At 68.6% G+C, this 21,258-nt stretch carries 24 protein-coding genes and 1 riboswitch; of the genes, 15 read left to right on the top strand and 9 right to left on the bottom strand.

Annotated features, from left to right (window positions below):
- The first annotated feature begins 3 nt into the window (after window positions 1-3).
- From sdhA to ABIC47_RS08950, 10 genes are all read left to right on the top strand, one after another.
- On the top strand, window positions 4-1,806 hold the full coding sequence (gene sdhA / locus ABIC47_RS08995) for a succinate dehydrogenase flavoprotein subunit (RefSeq protein ID WP_354479556.1): 1,803 nt from the start codon (window positions 4-6) through the stop codon (window positions 1,804-1,806).
- Entirely contained in the window at window positions 1,806-2,567 is a 762-nt protein-coding gene (locus ABIC47_RS08990; protein WP_089874759.1) for a succinate dehydrogenase iron-sulfur subunit, read from the top strand. The genes sdhA and ABIC47_RS08990 overlap by 1 nt, the downstream gene beginning before the upstream one ends.
- A 137-nt stretch (window positions 2,568-2,704) precedes the next feature.
- Window positions 2,705-3,085 (top strand): hypothetical protein, encoded by a 381-nt coding sequence (locus ABIC47_RS08985; RefSeq protein ID WP_089874757.1) that lies wholly within the window; start codon window positions 2,705-2,707, stop codon window positions 3,083-3,085.
- A gap of 8 nt (window positions 3,086-3,093) precedes the next feature.
- Window positions 3,094-3,438: a DUF4190 domain-containing protein gene (locus ABIC47_RS08980; protein WP_354479552.1), complete on the top strand. Its 345-nt coding sequence runs from the start codon at window positions 3,094-3,096 to the stop codon at window positions 3,436-3,438.
- Window positions 3,439-3,725: 287 nt separating this feature from the next.
- Window positions 3,726-3,878: a hypothetical protein gene (locus ABIC47_RS08975; RefSeq protein WP_157694638.1), complete on the top strand. Its 153-nt coding sequence runs from the start codon at window positions 3,726-3,728 to the stop codon at window positions 3,876-3,878.
- Window positions 3,879-3,971: 93 nt separating this feature from the next.
- Window positions 3,972-5,198, top strand: a complete 1,227-nt coding sequence (locus ABIC47_RS08970; RefSeq protein ID WP_354479550.1) for a YihY/virulence factor BrkB family protein — start codon at window positions 3,972-3,974, stop codon at window positions 5,196-5,198.
- A 33-nt stretch (window positions 5,199-5,231) separates the two neighbouring features.
- On the top strand, window positions 5,232-6,068 hold the full coding sequence (locus tag ABIC47_RS08965; protein ID WP_018189994.1) for an exodeoxyribonuclease III: 837 nt from the start codon (window positions 5,232-5,234) through the stop codon (window positions 6,066-6,068).
- A gap of 44 nt (window positions 6,069-6,112) precedes the next feature.
- Window positions 6,113-7,123: a tryptophan--tRNA ligase gene (gene trpS, locus ABIC47_RS08960; protein WP_354479546.1), complete on the top strand. Its 1,011-nt coding sequence runs from the start codon at window positions 6,113-6,115 to the stop codon at window positions 7,121-7,123.
- On the top strand, window positions 7,123-7,716 hold the full coding sequence (locus ABIC47_RS08955; protein WP_354479543.1) for a GNAT family N-acetyltransferase: 594 nt from the start codon (window positions 7,123-7,125) through the stop codon (window positions 7,714-7,716). The genes trpS and ABIC47_RS08955 overlap by 1 nt, the downstream gene beginning before the upstream one ends.
- The gene (locus ABIC47_RS08950) at window positions 7,713-8,444 is read left to right on the top strand and encodes an HAD family hydrolase (RefSeq protein WP_354479540.1); all 732 of its coding nucleotides are present in this window, start codon (window positions 7,713-7,715) and stop codon (window positions 8,442-8,444) included. The genes ABIC47_RS08955 and ABIC47_RS08950 overlap by 4 nt, the downstream gene beginning before the upstream one ends.
- Window positions 8,445-8,574: 130 nt before the next feature.
- Here ABIC47_RS08950 and ABIC47_RS08945 read toward each other — a convergent pair whose 3' ends face one another.
- From ABIC47_RS08945 to ABIC47_RS08930, 4 genes are all read right to left on the bottom strand, one after another.
- Window positions 8,575-9,306, bottom strand: a complete 732-nt coding sequence (locus ABIC47_RS08945) for a hypothetical protein (protein ID WP_157694637.1) — start codon at window positions 9,304-9,306, stop codon at window positions 8,575-8,577.
- Window positions 9,307-9,514: 208 nt separating this feature from the next.
- Window positions 9,515-11,035 (bottom strand): glycerol kinase GlpK, encoded by a 1,521-nt coding sequence (gene glpK / locus ABIC47_RS08940; protein ID WP_018189990.1) that lies wholly within the window; start codon window positions 11,033-11,035, stop codon window positions 9,515-9,517.
- Window positions 11,036-11,107: 72 nt separating this feature from the next.
- A complete protein-coding gene (locus tag ABIC47_RS08935; RefSeq protein WP_018189989.1) occupies window positions 11,108-11,836 on the bottom strand; it encodes an MIP/aquaporin family protein in 729 nt (242 codons plus the stop codon).
- A gap of 180 nt (window positions 11,837-12,016) precedes the next feature.
- Complete coding sequence (locus ABIC47_RS08930; protein WP_354479535.1) at window positions 12,017-13,756, bottom strand: glycerol-3-phosphate dehydrogenase/oxidase; 1,740 nt, start codon at window positions 13,754-13,756, stop codon at window positions 12,017-12,019.
- A 146-nt stretch (window positions 13,757-13,902) separates the two neighbouring features.
- On the opposite strand from ABIC47_RS08930, the gene ABIC47_RS08925 reads away from it, so the two are divergent.
- From ABIC47_RS08925 to ribH, 5 genes are all read left to right on the top strand, one after another.
- On the top strand, window positions 13,903-14,928 hold the full coding sequence (locus tag ABIC47_RS08925) for a sugar-binding transcriptional regulator (RefSeq protein ID WP_089874743.1): 1,026 nt from the start codon (window positions 13,903-13,905) through the stop codon (window positions 14,926-14,928).
- Between the two features lie 66 nt (window positions 14,929-14,994).
- Window positions 14,995-15,148, top strand: a riboswitch (FMN riboswitch).
- 90 nt (window positions 15,149-15,238) lie between these two features.
- On the top strand, window positions 15,239-16,327 hold the full coding sequence (ribD, locus tag ABIC47_RS08920) for a bifunctional diaminohydroxyphosphoribosylaminopyrimidine deaminase/5-amino-6-(5-phosphoribosylamino)uracil reductase RibD (protein WP_354479532.1): 1,089 nt from the start codon (window positions 15,239-15,241) through the stop codon (window positions 16,325-16,327).
- A 5-nt stretch (window positions 16,328-16,332) separates the two neighbouring features.
- Entirely contained in the window at window positions 16,333-16,962 is a 630-nt protein-coding gene (locus ABIC47_RS08915) for a riboflavin synthase (RefSeq protein WP_018189985.1), read from the top strand.
- Complete coding sequence (locus ABIC47_RS08910) at window positions 16,959-18,260, top strand: bifunctional 3,4-dihydroxy-2-butanone-4-phosphate synthase/GTP cyclohydrolase II (RefSeq protein WP_018189984.1); 1,302 nt, start codon at window positions 16,959-16,961, stop codon at window positions 18,258-18,260. Before ABIC47_RS08915 ends, ABIC47_RS08910 begins: the two co-directional genes overlap by 4 nt.
- Window positions 18,257-18,733 (top strand): 6,7-dimethyl-8-ribityllumazine synthase, encoded by a 477-nt coding sequence (gene ribH / locus ABIC47_RS08905; RefSeq protein ID WP_089874737.1) that lies wholly within the window; start codon window positions 18,257-18,259, stop codon window positions 18,731-18,733. The genes ABIC47_RS08910 and ribH overlap by 4 nt, the downstream gene beginning before the upstream one ends.
- Window positions 18,734-18,770: 37 nt before the next feature.
- Here ribH and ABIC47_RS08900 read toward each other — a convergent pair whose 3' ends face one another.
- The 5 genes from ABIC47_RS08900 to ABIC47_RS08880 all read right to left on the bottom strand — a co-directional run bounded on the left by ABIC47_RS08900 (window position 18,771) and on the right by ABIC47_RS08880 (window position 21,231).
- On the bottom strand, window positions 18,771-19,208 hold the full coding sequence (locus ABIC47_RS08900) for a VOC family protein (protein ID WP_020075468.1): 438 nt from the start codon (window positions 19,206-19,208) through the stop codon (window positions 18,771-18,773).
- Window positions 19,205-19,843 (bottom strand): dihydrofolate reductase family protein, encoded by a 639-nt coding sequence (locus ABIC47_RS08895; protein ID WP_354479527.1) that lies wholly within the window; start codon window positions 19,841-19,843, stop codon window positions 19,205-19,207. Before ABIC47_RS08895 ends, ABIC47_RS08900 begins: the two co-directional genes overlap by 4 nt.
- A 27-nt stretch (window positions 19,844-19,870) precedes the next feature.
- Entirely contained in the window at window positions 19,871-20,353 is a 483-nt protein-coding gene (locus ABIC47_RS08890; protein WP_354479524.1) for an SRPBCC family protein, read from the bottom strand.
- Window positions 20,350-20,706, bottom strand: a complete 357-nt coding sequence (locus tag ABIC47_RS08885; RefSeq protein WP_309856985.1) for an ArsR/SmtB family transcription factor — start codon at window positions 20,704-20,706, stop codon at window positions 20,350-20,352. The genes ABIC47_RS08890 and ABIC47_RS08885 overlap by 4 nt, the downstream gene beginning before the upstream one ends.
- 96 nt (window positions 20,707-20,802) lie before the next feature.
- Window positions 20,803-21,231, bottom strand: a complete 429-nt coding sequence (locus tag ABIC47_RS08880) for a DUF2269 family protein (protein ID WP_089874731.1) — start codon at window positions 21,229-21,231, stop codon at window positions 20,803-20,805.
- Between the last annotated feature and the right edge of the window lie 27 nt (window positions 21,232-21,258).

Here is a 21,258-nt window from a genome sequence, read left to right as displayed (position 1 = left end):
CCTGTGACAACAGAAGCTACTGAATCCACCGTCATCGACGGCGTCCACTACCACGAGTTCGACATCGTCATCGTCGGAGCCGGCGGCGCCGGCATGCGCGCGGCGATCGAAGCAGGTCCCCACGCCCGCACCGCCGTCATCTCGAAGCTCTACCCGACGCGCTCCCACACGGGTGCGGCGCAGGGCGGCATGGCCGCCGCCCTCGCGAACGTCGAGGAGGACAGCTGGGAGTGGCACACCTTCGACACCGTCAAGGGCGGCGACTACCTCGTCGACCAGGACGCGGCGGAGATCCTCGCCAAGGAGGCCATCGACGCGGTCATCGACCTCGAGAACATGGGCCTGCCGTTCAACCGCACGCCCGAGGGCAAGATCGACCAGCGCCGCTTCGGCGGCCACACCCGCGATCACGGCAAGGCTCCGGTCCGCCGGGCGTGCTACGCCGCAGACCGCACCGGCCACATGATCCTGCAGACGCTGTTCCAGAACTGCGTCAAGCTCGGCATCAACTTCTTCAACGAGTTCTACGTGCTCGACGTGATCATGAACGAGGTCGACGGGGTCCCCCAGCCGGCCGGCGTCGTTGCGTACGAGCTGTCGACCGGAGAGCTGCACGTCTTCCACTCGAAGGCGATCATCTTCGCCACCGGCGGCTTCGGCAAGATCTTCAAGACCACCTCCAACGCCCACACCCTCACCGGTGACGGCGTCGGCATCATCTGGCGCAAGGGCCTGCCCCTGGAGGACATGGAGTTCTTCCAGTTCCACCCGACCGGCCTCGCCGGCCTCGGCATCCTCCTCACCGAGGGCGCCCGAGGCGAGGGCGCCATCCTCCGCAACGCCTCCGGCGAGCGGTTCATGGAGCGCTACGCCCCCACGATCAAAGACCTCGCGCCGCGCGACATCGTCGCCCGCTGCATGGTGCAGGAGGTCGCGGAGGGACGCGGCGCCGGCCCGCACAAGGACTACGTGCTGCTCGACTGCACGCACCTGGGCGCCGAGGTGCTGGAGACGAAGCTCCCGGACATCACCGAGTTCGCGCGCACCTACCTCGGCGTCGACCCGGTGGTCGAGCCCGTCCCGGTGATGCCGACGGCGCACTACGCCATGGGCGGCATCCCGACGAACACGGCCGCCGAGGTGCTGCGCGACAACACCACCGTCGTCCCCGGCCTCTACGCCGCGGGCGAGTGCGCCTGCGTGTCTGTGCACGGCTCGAACCGTCTCGGCACCAACTCGCTGCTCGACATCAACGTCTTCGGCAAGCGCGCCGGCAACAACGCGGTGGAGTACATCAAGACCGCCGATGCCGTTCCGCTGCCGGAGGACCCGGCCGGAGCCGTCCGTCGCATGATCGACGAACTGCGCACCTCGACGGGGACCGAGCGCATCGCCGCCATCCGCAAGGAGCTGCAGGACGAGATGGACCGGAACGCCCAGGTGTTCCGCACCGACGAGTCGCTCTCCCAGGTCACGCAGACCATTCACGAGCTCCGCGACCGGTACCGCAACGTGCAGGTGCAGGACAAGGGCAAGCGCTACAACACCGACCTGCTGGAGGCCGTCGAGCTCGGCTTCCTGCTCGACCTCGCCGAGGTCGTCGTCTACTCCGCGCGCAACCGCAAGGAGTCGCGCGGAGGCCACATGCGCGACGACTTCCCGAAGCGCGACGACGAGAACTACATGAAGCACACGATGGCCTACCTCACCGGCGACCCGCACTCGTCGGACGCGGCAGACCACATCACGCTCGACTGGAAGCCCGTCGTCGTGACCCGCTACCAGCCGATGGAGAGGAAGTACTGATGTCGAACGCCGTGCTCGAGACTCCCCCCGCCCCCGAGGCCCCGGTCGAGTCGTTCACCGTCACGCTCATCATCCGCCGCTTCGACCCGGATGTGGACACGGAGCCGCGCTGGCAGGACTTCGACGTCGAGCTGTACCCGACCGACCGCATCCTCGACGCCCTCCACAAGATCAAGTGGGAGCAGGACGGCTCGCTGACCTTCCGCCGCTCGTGCGCGCACGGCATCTGCGGATCGGACGCCATGCGCATCAACGGCCGCAACCGCCTCGCCTGCAAGACGCTGATCAAGGACCTCGACATCTCGAAGCCGATTTACGTCGAGGCGATCAAGGGCCTGCCGCTCGAGAAGGACCTCATCGTCGACATGGAGCCCTTCTTCGAGTCGTACCGCGAGGTGCAGCCGTTCCTCGTCGCGAACTCGAAGCCGGAGAAGGGCAAGGAGCGCATCCAGTCGGTCGCCGACCGGGCCCGCTTCGACGACACCACCAAGTGCATCCTCTGCGCCGCGTGCACATCGTCCTGCCCGGTGTTCTGGACGGACGGCCAGTACTTCGGCCCGGCCGCGATCGTCAACGCGCACCGTTTCATCTTCGACTCGCGCGACGACAACTCCCAGGTGCGCCTCGACATCCTCAACGACAAGGAGGGTGTGTGGCGCTGCCGCACGACCTTCAACTGCACCGACGCCTGCCCGCGCGGCATCCAGGTCACGCAGGCGATCGCCGAGGTGAAGCAGGCGATCATGCGCGGCCGTCCGTAGACCGCCACTCATCCCGACTCCGAGCCCCGAGCGCACCCGCGTCCGGGGCTCGCGTCATATCCGGGGTGCTTTGCCGTCTATAAGTAATGACGACTGCCGAGGCCGGCCCTTGCCGCACCCTACCCGAATGGAAGACCATGCCCGCTGCACACGACTTCATCCTGCTGGGTGACCACGACGCTGGACGACGTCTGGTCGCGTCCGCCCTGGAGGCGCAGGGATTCTTGGTCTCAGCAACGCCGAGAGGCGGACTGCTCGCGAAGCGCGGGAGCATCGGGATGACCTTGCTCTTGGGCGCGCTGGCCGGCAGCAAGTTTCAAGTGACGTTCCTCGTCGAGTTAATGGTGGACGCAGAGAGTCACCTGGTGGCACGCCTGAACCGCGACATGACGGCGGGGGCACTCAAGGGCGGCGCTGTCGGAGCGGCCAAGGTCAACAGGGCGTTCCAGGAAACGGCGAACGCCATCCACTCGGCACTACAGCGCGCCGGCGTCCTCGCCGTCAGCGTCGCCCGTTAGGAGACACCATGAGCACTGTCGATCAGCACCGACAGCACGTCCAGCAGCCGCCGCGGCCGGTTCACCCGCCATACCCGCCGTATACCTATGGCGCCGCACCGGCGGGGACGAACGTCCTGGCGGTCGTCTCGCTCGTCACGGCATTCGTGTTTCCGATCGCGGCTGTGATCTGCGGGCACATCGCTTTCGGCCAGATCAAACGCACCGGCGAGAACGGCGGCGGACTCGCGCTGGCCGGCGTGATCGTCGGCTACTGCTTCCTCGCGCTGGGCCTCCTCTTTGGTCTCCTGTACGCGGTGGTCATCGCTATCGGCATCGCTGCAAGCGTGGCCGACCCCTCCTTGGCCACCTGAGCAGCCGGTAACCGCCCTCTCCCGGCCTTAGACCCTCTCGCTAGTCTGGCGTCGTGGTCACTACTCCCCGCGTCCCTGGGTCGCACCCGACCTGGGATCTGCGGCAGGCTGCGCTTGTCTATCGGGAACGTATGGCGTCACGGCAATCCGCAGCTGTGCGACGCCTCGTCGCTCTGATCAACCGCCCGTCCCGGGGCTCATCGGGACGGAGACCACGGCAGGCGTGATCAGGATTGAGCAGCTGGATGCGGCTTCCGCGTTGGGCTGGACCGGTGTCATCGCCGCAAATGGCCTGCTGGACTGCCATCGGCTGGCTGTACTACACATGGCAGGCGGTCCGCGCGGTTCGCGCTGAGCCGCGACACGACGAGCTAGGCGGCATCCAGGTCACGCAGGCGATCGCCGAGGTGAAGCAGGCGATCATGCGCGGCAAGGCCTGATCGAGCCGCAAACACGTCCACGACGGCCCGCTCCGCATCGGAGCGGGCCGTCGTGCATCTCCGAGCGGTACGCCCGCTCGCTATCCTGACGGCGTGGCCAAGAAGTCCCGAGGCGAGCCCTCCCCGCCGGACCCGGACCTCCAGCGCGCCGCGGGCAACGTGGAGCCGCACGTGGACGAGTCTCTGCGGGAGCGCCTGGTGGAGCGTGCCGACCCCCTGGTGCGCCGGTTCGAGCGTCCGGTGGCGCGCGTCTCGGTCTGGGCGAAGTGGGTCAAGGCTCTGCGGCCGTATCGCGTCTACATCAACTACTCGTATTCGGACGGCAACCTGCGCGCGGCCGGGATGGGGTACCAGTCCCTCTTCGCGGTGTTCGCCGCGGTGTGGGTGGGATTCTCCGTCGCGAGCTACTGGCTCTCCGGCAACGAGGCGGTGTTCGACGCTCTCGTGGCCCTGATCAACCGGGCGGTGCCCGGCCTGATCGAGACGAGCGCCACGGTCGGGGTGATCCCCCAGGAGCAGCTGCGCAACGCCTCCTCCTTCGGCTGGACGGGCGTCATCGCCGCCATCGGCCTGATCTGGACCGCGATCGGCTGGCTCTACTACACGCGGCAGGCGGTCCGGGCGGTGTTCCGCCTCAGCCGCGACACCACCAGCTATGTGCTCCAGAAGGTGCGCGACCTCGGACTCGCGCTCATCTTCGGCGTGCTGTTCGTGCTGTCGGCGCTGCTCACGATCGTCAGCACGCAGGCGCTGACGCTCCTCCTGGATCTGACGGGCTTGTCGGACTCGTTCTGGACCAACGCTGCGACGCGTCTCTCGGGTCTCGTCGTGTCGGTCGCCCTCAACATCGTCACGCTGGGGGCGATGTTCCGCATCATGTCCCGGGTGGCGATCCCCTGGCGCAACCTGTTCTTCGGCGCGCTGCTGGGCGCGCTCGTGCTTGCCGGGCTGAGCGCCCTCGGTGGTCTGCTTCTCGGGGCCGCCTACAAGAACCCGCTCCTGGCGACCTTCGCCGTCTTCATCGGTCTCCTGCTGTGGTTCAACCTCATCTCGCGCGTCATCCTGCTGTCGGCGTCGTGGATCGCCATCGGGATGGCCGACAGCGGCCTCTCGCCGCGCGCCGTCTCGCCGGAGGAGGCGGCCGCGGAGCGCGCCGCGGCCGAGCACGAGGCGCGTGTTCTCGTCGCGCGGTCGGAGCTGGCGCAGGCACAGGACGATCTGGCGACGGCGAGGTGGTTCTCCCGGCTGCCCGCGCAGCGCCGCGTCGCGCGGGCGGAGCAGCGGCTGAACGACCTCCTCGACGGAGAACCGGTCGCCTGAACCGGTGTCGGCCGCCCCCGGTAGGCTGGAACCATGCCCTCGAGTCGCTTGCGCATCGCCACGATCAACGCCAACGGCATCCGCGCCGCCTTCCGCAAGGGCATGGGCGCCTGGCTCGACGGGCGCGACGTCGACATCCTCGCCATCCAGGAGGTCCGGGCCTCGTCCGAAGACCTTCAGGGGCTCCTCGGCGACGAGTGGGACATCGTCCACGACCCGGCCACGGCCAAGGGCCGTGCGGGAGTCGCGATCGCGAGCAGGCACCGCGCATCCATCCACCGCGTGGAGCTCGGCCCGAGCGAGTTCGACAGCGCGGGCCGCTGGCTGGAGGCCGACTACGAGGTCGGCGGCACGGTGATCACGGTCGTCAGCGCGTACGTCCACTCGGGCGAGGCCGGCACGGAGAAGCAGACCGAGAAATACCGCTTCCTCGACGCGATGGAGGCGCGGCTTCCCGAGTTGCAGAAGCACAACGAGCTCGCCGTGGTGATGGGCGACCTCAACGTCGGCCACCGCACGCTCGACATCCGCAACTGGAAGGGCAACGTCAAGCGCGCCGGCTTCCTGCCGGAGGAGCGGGAGTACTTCGACCGCATCCTCGGCGCCGAAGGCGATCCGGCCTACAACGCCGGCGCCGGGCTCGGCTGGGTCGACGTCGTCCGCAAGCACGCGGGCGAGGTCGAGGGGCCGTACACGTGGTGGTCGTGGCGCGGCAAGGCGTTCGACAACGACACCGGATGGCGCATCGACTACCAGCTGGCGACCCCCGCACTCGCGGAGCGGGTCACGGGCTGGTCGGTCGACCGTGCGGCCGCCTACGACGAGCGATGGTCGGACCACACGCCTGTGGTCGTCGACTACGCGCTCTGACGGCCCTAAGCCTCCGCATCCCTCCAGATTTCGAAAGCAGAACCATGACAACCCTCCCCCGCCTCTACTCCGGCATGCAGCCGTCGGCCGACTCGCTGCACCTCGGCAACTACATCGGCGCACTCCTGCAGTGGAAAGAGCTGCAGAGCACGCACGACGCGTTCTTCTCCGTCGTCGACCTGCACGCCATCACGGTGGCGCAGGATCCGGCGGAACTGCGTGAGAAGACGCGCCGCACGGCGGCGCAGTACATCGCTGCCGGGATCGACCCGTCCGCCTCCACCCTCTATGTGCAGTCCCACGTGCCCGCGCACGCGCAGCTGGCCTGGGTGTTGAACACGATCACCGGCTTCGGCGAGGCGTCGCGGATGACGCAGTTCAAGGACAAGTCGCAGAAGCAGGGCGCCGACGCGACCTCGGTCGGGCTCTTCGCGTACCCGGTGCTGATGGCTGCGGACATCCTGCTCTACGACACCGAGATCGTGCCCGTGGGCGACGACCAGCGCCAGCATGTCGAGCTGACGCGCGACCTGGCCGAGCGCTTCAACAGCCGCTTCGGCCAGACGTTCGTCGTGCCGCAGGCGATGATCCTGAAGGACAGCGCCCGCATCTACGACCTCCAGAACCCGGAGTCGAAGATGTCGAAGTCCGCCGAGTCGGGCGCCGGCATCATCTGGATGCTCGACGAACCGGATGTGACGCGCAAGAAGATCATGCGCGCGGTCACCGACACCGACGGCGTCGTGTCGTTCGACCGCGAGGGCAAGCCGGGCATCTCCAACCTGCTCTCGATCTTCTCGGCGCTCAGCGGCCGCTCGATCGAGTCCATCGGGCTGGAGTACGAGGGCAAGGGCTACGGCGATTTCAAGAAGGGCCTCGTGGAGGTGGTGGTCGAGGAGTTCGCTCCCATCCGCCAGCGCGCGCTCGACCTTCTCGCCGACCCCGCCGAGCTCGACCGCATCCTCGCGGTCAACGCCCAGCGCGCGAGCGACGTCGCCGAGGGCACCCTCGAGAAGGCGTACGACCGCATCGGCTTCCTCCGGCGAGCCCGCTGATGCCGGCGCCGGTCGTCCTGACGGGCGCGCGGGTGACGCTCTCGACGCCCGGGCACGCGGATGTCGACCGGATCGCCGAGGTCTGCGCCGACCCGGCCATCGCCCGCTGGACGACCGTGCCGTCGCCGTACACGCGTGAGAACGCCGTGGGATTCGTGACGAGTGTCGTCCCCGACGGCTGGGCGAGCGGCCGGGTCTGCACGTGGGCGGTCCGTGTCGATGACGTGCTGCTCGGCATGATCAGCATCGGCGACATCCGCGAGCACCAGGGCGAGATCGGCTACTGGATGGCGCCGGAGGCCCGCGGGAAGGGCATCATGTCCGAGGCCACAGCGCTGGTCGTCGACTACGGCTTCGCCCCGGCTCCGGGTGGACTCGCCCTGCGCAAGCTGGTGTGGCGTGCTCTCGCCGGGAACGCCGCCAGCGCGGCCGTCGCCCGCCGTGCCGGCTTCCGCTGGGACGGCATCGTGCCGGGCGGCGCCGAGCAGCGCGGCGATCGGTTCGATGAGTGGCGTGGAACCCTCCTGCCGCAGGACGCCGGACGGCCTGCGGGCGACTGGCCCGATGTCTCGTTCGTCCAGGTTCCGGCGTGAGCGACATCCGCGTCGTCCTGTTCGACCTCGACGACACCCTGTTCGCGCACCGGGCGGCCGTCGAGGCGGGCATCCTGCGGTATGCCGAGACGCTCGGGCCGCCCTACGGCACGGCCGAGGCAGACGAGGTCGTGACGCTCTGGCACGACCTCGAGGAGGAGCACTACCACTCGTACCTCGCGGGTGACCTGGACTTCGAGGGGCAGCGGCAGGCGCGCGCCCGCGACTTCGCGGCCCGCCACGGCGTCGAGCTGTACGACGCCCAGGCGAGCGCCTGGTTCGCCGACTACTTCGAGCACTACGTGGCCGCCTGGTCGCTGCACGACGACGCCCTCCCTGCCCTGGATGCACTGGAAGCCGCCCTCCCCGGTGTCCGCTTTGGCCTCATCACGAACGGCGACCTGGCCTTCCAGGGCCGGAAAGTGGAAGCAGTCGGGCTCGACGCTCGCATGGAGCACCTGATCGCCTCCGGCGAGGTCGGCGTGGCCAAGCCCGACGCGGCGATCTTCCACGCGGCGTGTGACGCCTTCAGCGTGCGACCGGATCAGGCCGCCTACGTGGGTGACCGGCTCCGCACGGACGCGATCGGGAGCGCACGGGCCGGCCTCACCGGGGTGTGGCTCAACCGGCGGAATGCCGTCCCCTCCCCCGAGGACGAACTCGACGCGGCCACCGCCGGAGTCCGGACCATCACATCCCTCGCCGAGCTCGCGTCCCTCCTGGCCTGATCGAGGAGCTACGTGCGATGAATGGCGGAGCGATCATCCGCGACTTCAGGTTTTCGACCCACACTGGTGACAGGGATTCTTGAACACGTTCTCCGGCCTTGCCCCAAGGACACACGCTCGCAGGGGTGCTCTAGAGTTTTCCGAGCAGCGCCGTTGCCGCTGCAACGAGCCCTGCACTGATGAGGTTCGCCGTGGTACCGTTCGCCAGGTCGGCGACCCACCTCACGGTTCGTCTCACCCACGGATCCTGTAGGTTCTGCTCCTCTACTGCTCTCGACAGCGTCTCAGCAGCCTCTTCCAGGTGCTGCGCGAGTTCGCCTTCATGACGCAATGACTCACGATGCAAGCTGAGAGCGAGTTTGCTCACGTCCCGTTCAATGACGGTCCACTCGTATGTGATCTTCCCGTTGTTCACAAGGTCGCCGTCGCCGAGGTGGGTCGGGCCGTTGAAGGTGATTGACCTCGGCTCCTCGGGTTCGCGCGGAGACCAGCGTTCATAGGAATCGGGGGTCAGCGCCGCGGTCCGCGGCAGAGAGTTCCAGATGACACCGTCCGTGATGACTGTGAAGTTCGGCACGGTCAGCCATCCATGCGCTACCGCATACTCGATTACACGAAGGATTTCAGCATGCGTCCAGCCGAACGAGAGCCAGAGCGCAGGCGGAAGCGTCATTGGACGGTCCGGACCACCGCAATAGCCGCGCAGACTCCCGATCAGATAATCGGCCATCTCATCGAGCACATCTTCCGAAAGTACCGTTTGTGAGTAATGGAGATACCGTCTTCTAGCCACCACGATGAGCGGCGTGGCAAGGGCGACGAGAATTACCACGAAGCCCCACGTAGACCATAGGTCGTTCATCGTCCCCAATCCTTTCAGCTCCGAACAGAATAGGACCGGCCTCCGACGTGGCGCCGCTGGCCCGCAATGGACGTGCGTGCGCCAGGGGGCTGACGCGACACGCCGTCGGCGAGAGCGCCCGGACGGCGTGTCGTGGCAACAAGCTCGGCGCCTGAACGGCGAAGCGCCGCCCGGCGGATGCCGGACGGCGCTTCGTGGAGTGGACGGCTCAGGCGTTGCGCACGTCGTCGTCGACCCAGTCGAAGGTCTTCGTGACGGCCTTCTTCCAGAGACGGATCTGACGGTCGCGCTCCTCCGCATCCATGTTCGGGGTCCAGCGGCTGTCCTCCTGCCAGTTCTTGCGCAGGTCGTCGAGGTCCGACCAGAACCCGACCGCGAGTCCGGCGGCGTACGCGGCACCGAGGGCGGTCGTCTCCGCGACGACCGGACGGATCACCGGGACGCCGAGGATGTCGGCCTGGAACTGCATGAGCAGGTTGTTGGCGATCATGCCGCCGTCGACCTTGAGCTCCGTGAGGTCGACGCCCGAGTCCGCGTTGACGGCGTCCAGCACCTCGCGGGTCTGGAAGGCCGTGGCCTCCAGCACCGCGCGGGCGATGTGGCCCTTGTTCACGTAACGGGTGAGTCCGACGAGCGCACCGCGCGCATCCGCCCGCCAGTACGGGGCGAACAGGCCCGAGAACGCCGGCACGAAGTACGCACCGCCGTTGTCGTCGACCGTCTTGGCGAGCTCCTCGATCTCCGGCGCGCTCGAGATGATCCCGAGGTTGTCGCGCAGCCACTGCACCAGCGAGCCGGTGACAGCGATCGAACCTTCCAGCGCGTAGTGCGGCGCCGCGTCCCCGAGCTTGTAGCCGAGGGTCGTCAGCAGACCGTTCTTCGAGTGGACGATCTCCTCACCGGTGTTGAAGATGAGGAAGTTGCCGGTGCCGTACGTGTTCTTGGACTCGCCGGTGTCGAACGCGGCCTGGCCGAACGTCGCGGCCTGCTGGTCGCCGAGGATGCCCGCGACGGGCACCTCGCGGAGGAGGCTGGACGCCTCGACCTGACCGTAGACCTCGGACGAGCTCTTGATCGCGGGGAGCATCGACTTCGGCACCCCGAACACCTCGAGGATGTCGTCGCGCCAGCTCAGCGTCTCGAGGTCCATGAACAGCGTGCGGGAGGCGTTGGTCACGTCGGTGGCGTGCACACCGCCGTCCGGGCCGCCGGTGAGGTTCCAGAGCACCCAGGTGTCGGTCGTGCCGAACAGCAGGTCGCCCGCCTCGGCGCGCTCGCGGGCGCCCTCGACGTTCTCCAGGATCCACACGATCTTGGTGCCGGAGAAGTAGGTCGCCAGCGGGAGGCCGACGATCTGCTTGAAGCGCTCCGTGCCGCCGTCGGCCGCCAGGCGGTCGACGATCGGCTGCGTGCGGGTGTCCTGCCAGACGATGGCGTTGTAGACCGGCTCGCCGGTGTTCTTGTCCCACACCACCGCGGTCTCGCGCTGGTTGGTGATGCCGACCGCCGCGATGTCGTGGCGGGTCAGGTCGGCCTTGGAGAGCGCCTGGCCGATGACCTCGCGGGTGTTGTTCCAGATCTCGACCGGGTTGTGCTCGACCCATCCGGCCTTCGGGAAGATCTGCTCGTGCTCCAGCTGTCCGGTCGAGACGATCGACCCGGACTTGTCGAAGATGATCGCCCGGGTGCTGGTCGTGCCCTGATCGATGGCGACGACGTAGTCGGCCATAGGTAACTCCTTTGTTCTTTGGGGGTGGAACGGAGAGGGGCCGGCGGGATCGCTCCCGGCCGGCCCCCGATGTCACTTGATGAGCGGGAGGAGCACCAGCGCGAGCCAACCGGCGATCAGACCGCCGATGATCGGGCCGACGATGGGCACCCACGAGTAGGCCCAGTCGCTCGAGCCCTTGCCCTTGATCGGGAGGATCGCGTGCGCGATGCGAGGACCGAGGTCACGAGCAGGGTTGATGGCGTACCCGGTCGGACCACCGAGGCTCGCACCGATGCCGATCACGAGGAGGGCGACGGGGAGAGCGCCGAGGGCGGCGAGGCCGGCCGCCTGGCCGGGCTGGTGGCCGAACGCGATCACCACGAAGACCAGCACGAACGTGCCGATGATCTCGGTGACCAGGTTCCAGCCGTAGCCGCGGATGGCCGGGCCGGTCGAGAAGACGCCGAGCTTGTTCGCCGGGTCCGGCTCCTCGTCGAAGTGCCGCTTGTACGCCAGGAACGTCAGCACGGCGCCGATGATCGCGCCGATCAGCTGAGCCAGGATGTACAGCAGCACCGTGATGAAGTTGACCGGCACCAGGGTGTGCGCCGCCGCGGAGCCGAATGTCTTGGCGCCGTTGGCGACGAGTCCGAGGGTCACAGCCGGGTTGAGGTGCGCTCCCGAGTTGTAAGCCACGACCACACCCGAGAACACTGCGATGCCCCAACCGAAGTTGACCATCAGGAACCCGCCGTTGAAGCCCTTGTTCTTGATGAGGGCGACGTTCGCCACGACACCGGTACCGAGCAGGACCAGCATTGCTGTGCCCACCAGCTCGGACAGGAAATCTACACCGATATTGTCCACGTTGACCTTCCAGTTGTTCAGTTGACCCGCACCCTGTTGTGCGTTCTGGTGCGGCTCTTGTCAGGGTGGGCATTTGAACGCTATTGCGGTCACGCCCACCGTGACAAGAACCGTGTCATGCACGTTCGTGCATTATCGAAGCGCCGCGGCTTCGCTCCCGTCCCCCGACTTCAACTGCACCCGGTGGGCGTCGGCGAGGTCCGCTACGAACGAATCTTCCTCCTCCGCGCGTCGATTTGGCGACCATCCGAGCGCGTTTGCCGTGATTTCGGCGATCTCGTGCACCAGCTCGAGGTTCACCGCACCGGTGAACGCCAGGCTCGTCCGTCGCAGGAACACGTCGTCGAGGTGCACGACGTGCTCGCTCCGGACGACGTGGTCGATCTCCGCCCGGGAGTACGACGGGGCTGCGGCGAGCGGGGCGTCGTCCCCGTCCCAGCCGGCGATCGCATCGAGGACATAGGTGGCCTTGGTGCCGTAGCGGTGCAGCAGCGTCGCGGCGCGCTCGTCGCCGACATCCGCGCCGTAGCGGGCGATCCAGTCGCGCTCCGCCTGCGGAGTGGTCGGGAAGCCAGCGCCGCCGCCGATCGGCAGTCCGAGGGTCTGGACGGTGCGGGTCGCGCCGAGCGCCTTCAGCGTCTCGTTGGCGAGGTGCTCGCTGAGCGCGCGGAACGTCGTCCACTTGCCGCCGACCAGGCTGAGCACCGTCGTGTCGCCGAGGCCTGCGACGGTGCCCGGCACGATCCGGTAGTCGCGCGACACGAAGCCGGGGGCCGTGTCGTCGTGGTGCGGCAGCGGGCGGACGCCGGAGAACGTGTAGACGATCTGCTCGCGGGTGACCGGGATGCGTGGGAAAACGTGCGAGACCAGTTCGATGAAGTAGTCGATCTCGTCCTCGGTGATGACCGCGCGCTCGGACATGTCGGCGTCGATGTCGGTCGTCCCGACCATGACCCGGCCCTTGAGCGGGTAGATGAGGACGATGCGGCCGTCGTTGTTCTCGAAGAACATCTCGCGGCCCTGGCAGGCCTCCAGCAGCTCGGGGTTGTCGAGCACGATGTGCGACCCCTTGGTGCCGCCCATGTAGCGCGTCTCCTGTCCGAGCGCCTCGTTCGTCAGATCGGTCCACGGGCCGGAGGCGTTGACGACGACGTCCGCCGTGATGGTGAACTCCTCACCGGTCTCGCGGTCGCGCACCAGCACACCGCCGTCGCGCGCGCCGATCGCTTCGACGTAGTTGACGGCGCGGGCGTGCGGACCGGCCGCGAGGCCGTCGGCCAGGACGTCGAGGGCGAGACGCTCCGGGTCGTGCACGGATGCGTCGAAGTACGTGGCCGTGTACTTGAGGTCCGGGTTGAGCGCCGGCAGGGTCTCCAGCGACTTCTTGCGGCCGTGGAACGTGTGCCGCGGCACCGAGCCGCCGTCGCGCGAGAAGGAGTCGTAGATCGTCAGGCCGGTCTTGATGAGGAACGCGCCGCGCTCCTTCGGCTTGCCCTGCTTGTGGGTGAGGAAGCGGAGCGGGGCCGCGAGGATGCCGGAGAAGGTGGAGAAGATCGGGATGGTGGTCTCGAGCGGCTTCACGTAGTGCGGCGCGATCTTCAGCAGGCCGTTGCGCTCCGTCACCGACTCCTTGACGAGGCGGAACTCCCCGTTCTCGAGGTAGCGGATGCCGCCGTGAATCATGTGGCTGGAGGCCGCCGATGCGCCGGAGACGAAGTCGTTGCGCTCGACGAGGATCACGTCGACGCCCTGCAGGGCGAGGTCGCGGAAGGTGCCGAGTCCGTTGATGCCGCCGCCGACGACGAGCACCTGTGCTCGGGGGCGTTCGCGGAGGCGCTGGACCTCGGTGCGTGTGGTCGACTTCGTCGTCACGGTCTTCTCCTGTATCGCTTCTCTTCTGGGGTGGTGCTGCAGCTATAGTTTTCGTGGCGGCACAACTTCGATCAAGCTGGATGCACATACGTGCACATGCCCCGATCCGCTTGAAGAGAACGTGCCGGAGGAGAAAGAGGCCCCGAATGCCCCAGCCCGACACCGAGCACCTGCCCGACAAGGTCCGCGACGCCCTCAAGGCGGGCCACCTGTACTACATGCAGGACCTCACGATGGAAGCGATCGCGCACGAGATGCACACCTCGCGCTCCAGCGTTTCCCGGCTGCTCAGCTACGCCCGCTCGTCCGGACTCGTCACCATCCAGATCGCCGAGCCGCACGAAGGTGCGAGCCGCATCCAGCAGGCGATCCACGACCGGTTCGGCATCGCGGCCCACATCGTCCCCATGCCGAGCGCCATCAGCGACGTCGACCGCCTGGAGCGCGTCGCCATCTCCGCTGCACGAATTCTCGACAGATTCATCGACTCCAACCAGACCGTGGGGGTCGCGTGGGGCTCGACCATGAGCGCCCTGAGCAGGCACCTCATCCCGAAGGAGCTGCACAACGTCGAGTTCGTGCAGCTCAACGGCGCCGGCAACACCTACACGACCGGTGTGCTGTATGCGTCCGAGATCCTGCGCCGGTTCGGCGACACGTATTCGGGCACCATCCAGGAGTTCCCTGTGCCCGCCCTGTTCGACGACCCGCAGACCAAGACCGCCATGTGGCGCGAGCGCAGCACCCGGCGCATCCTCGACATCCAGGAGCGCATGGATGTCGCCCTCTTCGGTCTCGGATCCCCGTTCTCGGAGGTCCGCTCGCACGTCTATGCCGGCGGCTACCTCGACCAGGCCGACTACGCGTCGCTCGACGAGTCCGGTGTGGTCGGCGACGTCGCGACCGTCTTCTTCCGCGAGGACGGCAGCCACCACGGCATCCCGCTGAACGAACGGGCCAGCGGCCCGGACATCGACCTGATCAAGCGCGTGCCGCGCCGGGTCTGCATCGTCTCCGGCCCGTCCAAGGTGCACAGCCTCCGTGGCGCCCTCGCCGCCGGGCTCATCACCGACCTGATCGTCGACGAGGGGACGGCACGGGCGCTCGTGCAGCTGACGCAGCCCGCGCAGGTGGAGCCGGCGGGCGAGCCGACCGCCGTCGCCGCCGCGTAACGCGGCGTCGCACCGACCAGGGAATAGACGGCGCGACGGCGCGTTGATCTAGACTCGACAACGAAATACGTGCTCCGGGGTCGGTGAAAGTCCGAACCGGCGGTGACAGTCCGCGAGCGGGACGCCCAGGCGTCCTGCTGAGCCGGTGGAATTCCGGCACCGACGGTAATGCGTGCAGGCGAAAGCCCGCTCGCTCAGTCCGGATGGGAGGAAGCACGGTGGGCAGCCCGCATGGGCTGGCGCCCACGCGACCCCGGCGACACGTCTCGACATGAGACAGGATGGCAACGGGATGACGTGGGAAGCCCCCATGCGCACGGCTCTCGAGCTCGCCGCGAACGGTCCCGCCCGGGGCGTCAACCCCCGGGTCGGCTGCGTGATCCTCGACGCGGAGGGCCACGTGCTCGCGGAAGGCTGGCACCGCGGCGTCGGCACCGCGCACGCCGAGGTGGATGCGCTGAGCCAGCTGGCCGAGGGCGGCGCCCGCGGGGCGACGGCCGTCGTCACGCTCGAGCCGTGCAACCACTGGGGTCACACCGGCCCGTGCTCCGAGGCACTCATCGAGGCGGGCGTCGCCCGCGTCGTCTACGGCACCGACGACCCGGGTCACCACTCCAGCGGCGGCGCCCAGCGCCTCCGCGAGGCCGGCGTCGAGGTCATCGGCGGCGTGCTGCGCGACGAGATCGACGCCTTCCTGGGCGACTGGCTCACCGCCGCCCGCCTCGGCCGGCCGTACATCGTCGTCAAGTGGGCGAGCAGCCTCGACGGCCGGGCCGCCGCGGCCGATGGCACCAGCAAGTGGATCACCGGCGCAGCGGCCCGGCAGCGCGTGCACGAGCAGCGGGAGGCGTCCGACGCCATCGTCGTCGGCACCGGGACGGTGCTCGCCGACGACCCGAGCCTCACGGCGCGGGGCGACGCGGGAGAGCTGATGGGCACCCAGCCGACGCCGGTCGTGGTGGGCACCCGCGCGATCCCGAAGGACGCGGCGGTGTTCCGCCACCCCAACCCCGTCGTCTTCGAGGGAACGCACGACCTGGACGAGGTGGTCGCCGATCTGCACCAGCGCGGCTTCCGGCGCGTCTACGTCGAGGGCGGTCCGACGCTGGCGAGCGCGTTCGTCGCCGCCGGCCTCGTCGACGAGTACGCGATCTATCTCGCGCCCACGCTCCTCGGCGGCCCGCGGGTCGCCCTCGGCGACCTCGGCGTCGAGACCATCGCCGACCAGCGCCGCCTGCGCGTGATCGACGTCGAGCGCCTCGGCGGCGATCTGCTCATCCGAGCCGTCCCCGTCCCCGACGGCGCACCCCGCACTGCCGCACACATCGACGATCGCGTCGATGTGGCCGGGGCCGACATCTTCCCCACACCCCCGATCCCCACCGGCCAGGAGGGCTGACGATCATGTTCACCGGAATCATCGAAGAGCTGGGCGAGATCACCGCCGTCGAGCACACCGAGGACGCCGCCCGCGTCACCGTGCGCGGCCCGCTGGCCGTCAGCGACGCCCGGCACGGCGACTCCATCTCGGTCAGCGGCGTCTGCCTGACCGTCATCGACAAGGACGCAGAGACGTTCACGGCGGATGTGATGGCCGAGACCCTCGCGATCAGCACGCTGGACGGCGTCCAGCCCGGCCGGCGCGTCAACCTGGAGCGCGCGGCGCAGGTCGGCGACCGCCTGGGCGGTCACATCGTCCAGGGTCACATCGACGGCACGGCGACCGTGCTGGCGATCACCGACGGCAGCGCCTGGCGCGTCGTGCGGCTGAGCCTCGACCCCGAGCACGCGCCGCTGGTCGCGCGCAAGGGATCGATCGCGATCGATGGCGTCTCCCTCACGGTCAGCGCTGTGGGCGGCGGACGCGAGGACGGCTGGTTCGAGGTCTCGCTGATCCCCGAGACGCTGGCCGCGACGACCCTCGGCGACCGTGTCGTGGGCGACAGGGTCAACATCGAGACGGACATCCTGGCCCGTCATGTGGAGCGCATGCTCGCGCTCGAACCGGCACTGAGCGAACGGAGCGCATCATGAGCCTGGCCACCATCCCCGAGGCCCTCGCGGAACTGCGCGCGGGCCGGCCCGTCATCGTCGTGGACAACGAGAGCCGTGAGAACGAGGGCGATGTCGTCCTCGCCGCCGAGCTGGCGAGCCAGGAGTGGATCGCCTGGACGGTGAAGAACTCCTCGGGGTTCATCTGCGCGCCGATGACGAACGAGATCGCGGACCGCCTCGAGCTGCCCGTGATGGTCGCCCACAACGAGGACGCCCGCGGCACCAACTACACGGTCAGCGTGGATGCGGCGGACCGTCTTTCCACGGGCATCAGCGCCGCCGACCGCGCGCACACCCTCCGCGTGCTCGCCGACCTGGACTCGACGCCGTCGAGCCTGCACCGGCCGGGCCACATCCTGCCGCTCCGTGCGGTGGAGGGCGGCGTCCGTGAACGAGACGGGCACACCGAGGCAGCGGTCGACCTGCTCAAGCTCGCCGGGATGACGCCGGTCGGCGCCATCGCCGAGATCGTCGCCGACGACGGCGAGATGATGCGCCTCCCCGGCCTCATCGAACTGGGTCGGCGCGAGGGCGTGCTCGTCGTCACGATCGAGTCGCTGATCGCCTACCTGCAGGAGTTCCACTGCGACCAGCCCCTGGAGACGGTGACGCCCATCCCCGAGACCTCCCGCGTGATCTTCGAGGTCGAGACGACCGTGCCGACGACGCACGGGCCGTTCCGGATGCGCGCCTACCGCGACCGCATGACGGGCGCCGACCACGTCGCCATCGTGGCGGGCAACCCGCAGCGCGAGGGCACGCTCATCCGCGTCCACTCGGAGTGCCTGACCGGTGAGGCGTTCGGCTCGCTGAAGTGCGAGTGCGGTCCGCAGCTCGACGCGGCGCTCGACACCATCCAGCGGGAGGGCGGCGTCGTCGTCTACCTGCGCGGACACGAAGGCCGCGGCATCGGCCTCATCAATAAGCTGCGCGCGTACAAGCTGCAGGAGGAGGGGCTCGACACGCTCGACGCCAACCTCGCCCTCGGCCTTCCGATCGACGCCCGGGACTACGGGGCGGCCACGGCCATCCTGCAGGACCTCGGCATCGAGTCGGTGCGCCTGCTGACCAACAACCCGGAGAAGGTGCGCCAGCTGGAGGAGCACGGCATCGAGGTCGAGGAGCGCGTTCCGCTCGTCGTCGGCGTCGGCGCCTTCAACGAGGGGTACCTGGAGACCAAGCGCGACCGCATGGGTCACGCGATCGGGGACATCGATCCGGTGTCCACGACCACCGAGACGGCCGCGGGACTCGCGGCGGAGAGGACTGCACGATGAGCGGAGCGGGAGCCCCGAACGCCGAGGAGCGGATCGACGGGAGCGGCCTGAACGTCGTCGTCGTCGCCGGCAGCTGGCACGAGACGATCAGCGAAGGCCTCATCGCCGGCGCGAAGCGGACCCTGGATGCGTCGGGCGCGACCCACACGCTCGTCCGGGTTCCCGGCAGCTTCGAGCTGCCCGTCGTCTCCAAGGCCGCGCTGGAGGCGGGGGCGGATGCGGTGGTCGCGCTCGGCGTGATCATCCGCGGCGGCACCCCGCACTTCGAGTACGTGTCGGCCGCCGCGACCGACGGCCTCACCCGGGTCGCCATCGACACCGGGAAGCCGGTCGGGTTCGGCGTGCTGACTCTCGATGACGAGGCCCAGGGCATCGACCGCGCCGGCTTCGAGGACTCCAAGGAGGACAAGGGCGCCGAGGCCGCTCACGCAGCTCTCGCGACGGCCATCGCCCTCCGCTCGCTGCGCGGCTGATCACGCACGAGACGACGAAGCGCCTGGGCGCTCCGGTCTATGCCCGCCAGGGCATGTGCTGGAGCGCCCACGTGTTTCCGTCGGGGTCGGCGAACCAGGCGTAGAACACTCCGCCCATGTCCTGGACCGGCGACACATCGACGCCGCGCTCGACGAGCGCCGCACGGGCCGCCTCGATGTCGGCGACGACCAGATGCAGTCCGCGCACGGAGCCGGGCTCCGACGGCGCCTGCCCGATCCCGCTCGTCATCGTGACCGAGCAGTAGGAACCCGGCGGCGTCAGCTGGACGACGCGGACGCCCTCCGCCGGGCGCACATCCACATCCAGTGTGAAGCCGACGTGGTCGCGGTAGAACTCGAGGGAGCGGTCGATATCCGAGACCGGCAGCATCACCAGTTCGAGCATCATCGCCCCGGCGGGCACGGGCGGGGTCGGATTGGCGGTGGGATTGGCGGTCGGGTCAGCGGTGGTCATGATGCCTCCTGGTGGGTGTTCTGCGACGCGGGTCCGCGGCGCACCGGGTAGCGCAGGTGCAGCACACGCTCCCCCGGGATCACGATGTCCGGATCGTCGAGCACGAGCGGTCCGCCCGTGAACGAGCCGAAGTAGCGCTTGCCGCGGCCGAAGACGGCGGGCACCAGATCCATCGCGACGTAGTCGATGAGACCGAGCGCGAGGGCCTGGCCGCCGATGTCGCCGGCGGTGACGCCGACCTCGTCGTCGCCGGCGAGCTCCTGCGCGAGCGCCACGGCACCCTCCACCGAGTCGACGAAGTGGTACGACGCCTCGGGATGCCAGTCGTCCGGCTTCGGACGATGGGAGACGACCACCACGTGCTGGCTCGCCGGCGGGTGCCCCTCCCATCCGTTCGTGAGGTCGAAGAGCCGGCGGCCGATGACGAGCGCGCCCTGCCGCGACCACATCCCGCTCACGTAGTCGACCGAGGCGGCGGAGACCCGGAACGGGCCGCTGTGCACTTCGGGATGGTCCTCCACCTCGAGCGGATGGTCGCCGTTGAAGTACCAGTCGTGCAGCGGTCCGACGTCGTCGTGGTCGTCGGCGATGAAGCCGTCGAGCGACGCCACCGCGTGGAGATAGGTGGTGCTCATGTCGCGTCCCTTCTGCCGTTCCGCCGCTCACGCACCGCGCCGGAGCAGCAGTTCGTCGAGCTTCTCGTATCCCTCGCGGACGCCGTACTCCATTCCGTTCTCGATCATGCTCTCGAGCGCTTCGCGCGAGCTCATGACCGACCGGGCGGACAGGCGGGAGCGGCCGTCCGGCAGCTCCTCGAAGCGCATGCGCTCGAGCGCCACCTCGTCCGGCATCCCGACGTACTCGAACGTCTGGATGATCAGCTCGTTCTCGACGACGCTGTGGAACACGCCGCGGAACGCGTAGACGGATCCGTCCGTGTCGCGCTGCTCGTAGGCGTACGCGCCGCCGGTGCGGAAGTCCCACTCGGTGATGGTGGTGCTGAGGCTGCGCGGGCCGATCCACTCGGCGAAGGACTCGCGATCGGCGTGGGCGCGGAAGACGGCCTCGGCGGGAGCGTCGAACTCCCGGGTGAGGTCGGCGTACGACGTGCCCGGTACGGCTTCGATGACGACGGGGTTGCTCATGATCTCTTCTCCCTGTTCGGGGTGCTGCTGGTCTGCTGGTGGGTGAGGACGGCGTCGAGGCGGCGGTAACGCGACTCCGCCTCGAGGCGATAGCGGTCGATCCAGGAGGTGAGGCGCTCGAGCGCTGCGGCGTCGAGGTGGACGGGGCGACGCTGGGCCTCGCGCGTTCGCGAGACCAGGCCGGCCGCCTCGAGCACGGCGATGTGCCGCGACACCGCCTGCAGGGTGATGTCGAACGGCTCCGCGAGCTCGTTCACCGTCGCCGGACCCCGGCTGAGGCGGGCGACGATCGCCCGGCGCACCGGATCCGCCAGAGCGGCGAACGCCCGGTCGAGACCGTCCTCATCTTGCATGATCAACCGTTTCGTTTATCAATGTTTCTGTTGAATAAGAGAGTAGAAGAATGCGCGCCCCGCGTCAAGAGCGGAGCGCGCAGCGAGCGGATGCGACTACGGCTTCCAGACCATGAGCACGACCACCGCGAGAAGCAGCAGACTCGCGACCCCCGACCCCGCGGCGATCTGCGGGTACCGGGACGCGGTGCCGTCGCGCAGCGCCTCGGCGGCGCGGCGCATGGCCGGCACGACGACGAACAGCGTCAGACCCAGGGCGACGACGTAGAGGATGATCGACCACAGGATCCACGGCGTCGTCACGCTGAGGTCGTACTTCTTGTCCGCCAGGCCCATGACGCCGAAGCCGAACAGCACGACCAGCAGGGAGAGCAGCGACAGCAGGTTGGTCGACTTCGCGAGCGTCTCGACCTGGCGGGCGTCGCCCGCGCGGACAGCGCGCATCGCCGTCATGGGGAGGATGGCCATCGGGCCGACGATGAACACGGCGGTCACGACGTGCAGCACAGCGAACAGTGTTTCCATGCCCTCAGCGTACCGAGCACACCGATT

Source organism: Leifsonia sp. 563 (assembly GCF_040545055.1).
In the GTDB taxonomy this organism is placed as follows: Bacteria; Actinomycetota; Actinomycetes; order Actinomycetales; family Microbacteriaceae; genus Leifsonia.
This window is presented reverse-complemented; position numbering and strand designations above follow the sequence as displayed.

Excerpts from the sequence above, each read along its gene's own strand:
- ABIC47_RS08990 (WP_089874759.1), top strand. The coding sequence starts at position 1,806 with ATGTCGAACGCCGTGCTCGAGACTCCCCCCGCCCCCGAGGCCCCGGTC.
- ABIC47_RS08985 (WP_089874757.1), top strand. The coding sequence starts at position 2,705 with ATGCCCGCTGCACACGACTTCATCCTGCTGGGTGACCACGACGCTGGA.
- ABIC47_RS08980 (WP_354479552.1), top strand. The coding sequence starts at position 3,094 with ATGAGCACTGTCGATCAGCACCGACAGCACGTCCAGCAGCCGCCGCGG.
- ABIC47_RS08975 (WP_157694638.1), top strand. The coding sequence starts at position 3,726 with ATGGCCTGCTGGACTGCCATCGGCTGGCTGTACTACACATGGCAGGCG.
- ABIC47_RS08965 (WP_018189994.1), top strand. The coding sequence starts at position 5,232 with ATGCCCTCGAGTCGCTTGCGCATCGCCACGATCAACGCCAACGGCATC.
- trpS (WP_354479546.1), top strand. The coding sequence starts at position 6,113 with ATGACAACCCTCCCCCGCCTCTACTCCGGCATGCAGCCGTCGGCCGAC.
- ABIC47_RS08955 (WP_354479543.1), top strand. The coding sequence starts at position 7,123 with ATGCCGGCGCCGGTCGTCCTGACGGGCGCGCGGGTGACGCTCTCGACG.
- ABIC47_RS08945 (WP_157694637.1), bottom strand. The coding sequence starts at position 9,306 with ATGAACGACCTATGGTCTACGTGGGGCTTCGTGGTAATTCTCGTCGCC.
- glpK (WP_018189990.1), bottom strand. The coding sequence starts at position 11,035 with ATGGCCGACTACGTCGTCGCCATCGATCAGGGCACGACCAGCACCCGG.
- ABIC47_RS08935 (WP_018189989.1), bottom strand. The coding sequence starts at position 11,836 with ATGCTGGTCCTGCTCGGTACCGGTGTCGTGGCGAACGTCGCCCTCATC.
- ABIC47_RS08925 (WP_089874743.1), top strand. The coding sequence starts at position 13,903 with ATGCCCCAGCCCGACACCGAGCACCTGCCCGACAAGGTCCGCGACGCC.
- ribD (WP_354479532.1), top strand. The coding sequence starts at position 15,239 with ATGCGCACGGCTCTCGAGCTCGCCGCGAACGGTCCCGCCCGGGGCGTC.
- ABIC47_RS08915 (WP_018189985.1), top strand. The coding sequence starts at position 16,333 with ATGTTCACCGGAATCATCGAAGAGCTGGGCGAGATCACCGCCGTCGAG.
- ABIC47_RS08910 (WP_018189984.1), top strand. The coding sequence starts at position 16,959 with ATGAGCCTGGCCACCATCCCCGAGGCCCTCGCGGAACTGCGCGCGGGC.
- ribH (WP_089874737.1), top strand. The coding sequence starts at position 18,257 with ATGAGCGGAGCGGGAGCCCCGAACGCCGAGGAGCGGATCGACGGGAGC.
- ABIC47_RS08900 (WP_020075468.1), bottom strand. The coding sequence starts at position 19,208 with ATGACCACCGCTGACCCGACCGCCAATCCCACCGCCAATCCGACCCCG.
- ABIC47_RS08895 (WP_354479527.1), bottom strand. The coding sequence starts at position 19,843 with ATGAGCACCACCTATCTCCACGCGGTGGCGTCGCTCGACGGCTTCATC.
- ABIC47_RS08890 (WP_354479524.1), bottom strand. The coding sequence starts at position 20,353 with ATGAGCAACCCCGTCGTCATCGAAGCCGTACCGGGCACGTCGTACGCC.
- ABIC47_RS08885 (WP_309856985.1), bottom strand. The coding sequence starts at position 20,706 with ATGCAAGATGAGGACGGTCTCGACCGGGCGTTCGCCGCTCTGGCGGAT.
- ABIC47_RS08880 (WP_089874731.1), bottom strand. The coding sequence starts at position 21,231 with ATGGAAACACTGTTCGCTGTGCTGCACGTCGTGACCGCCGTGTTCATC.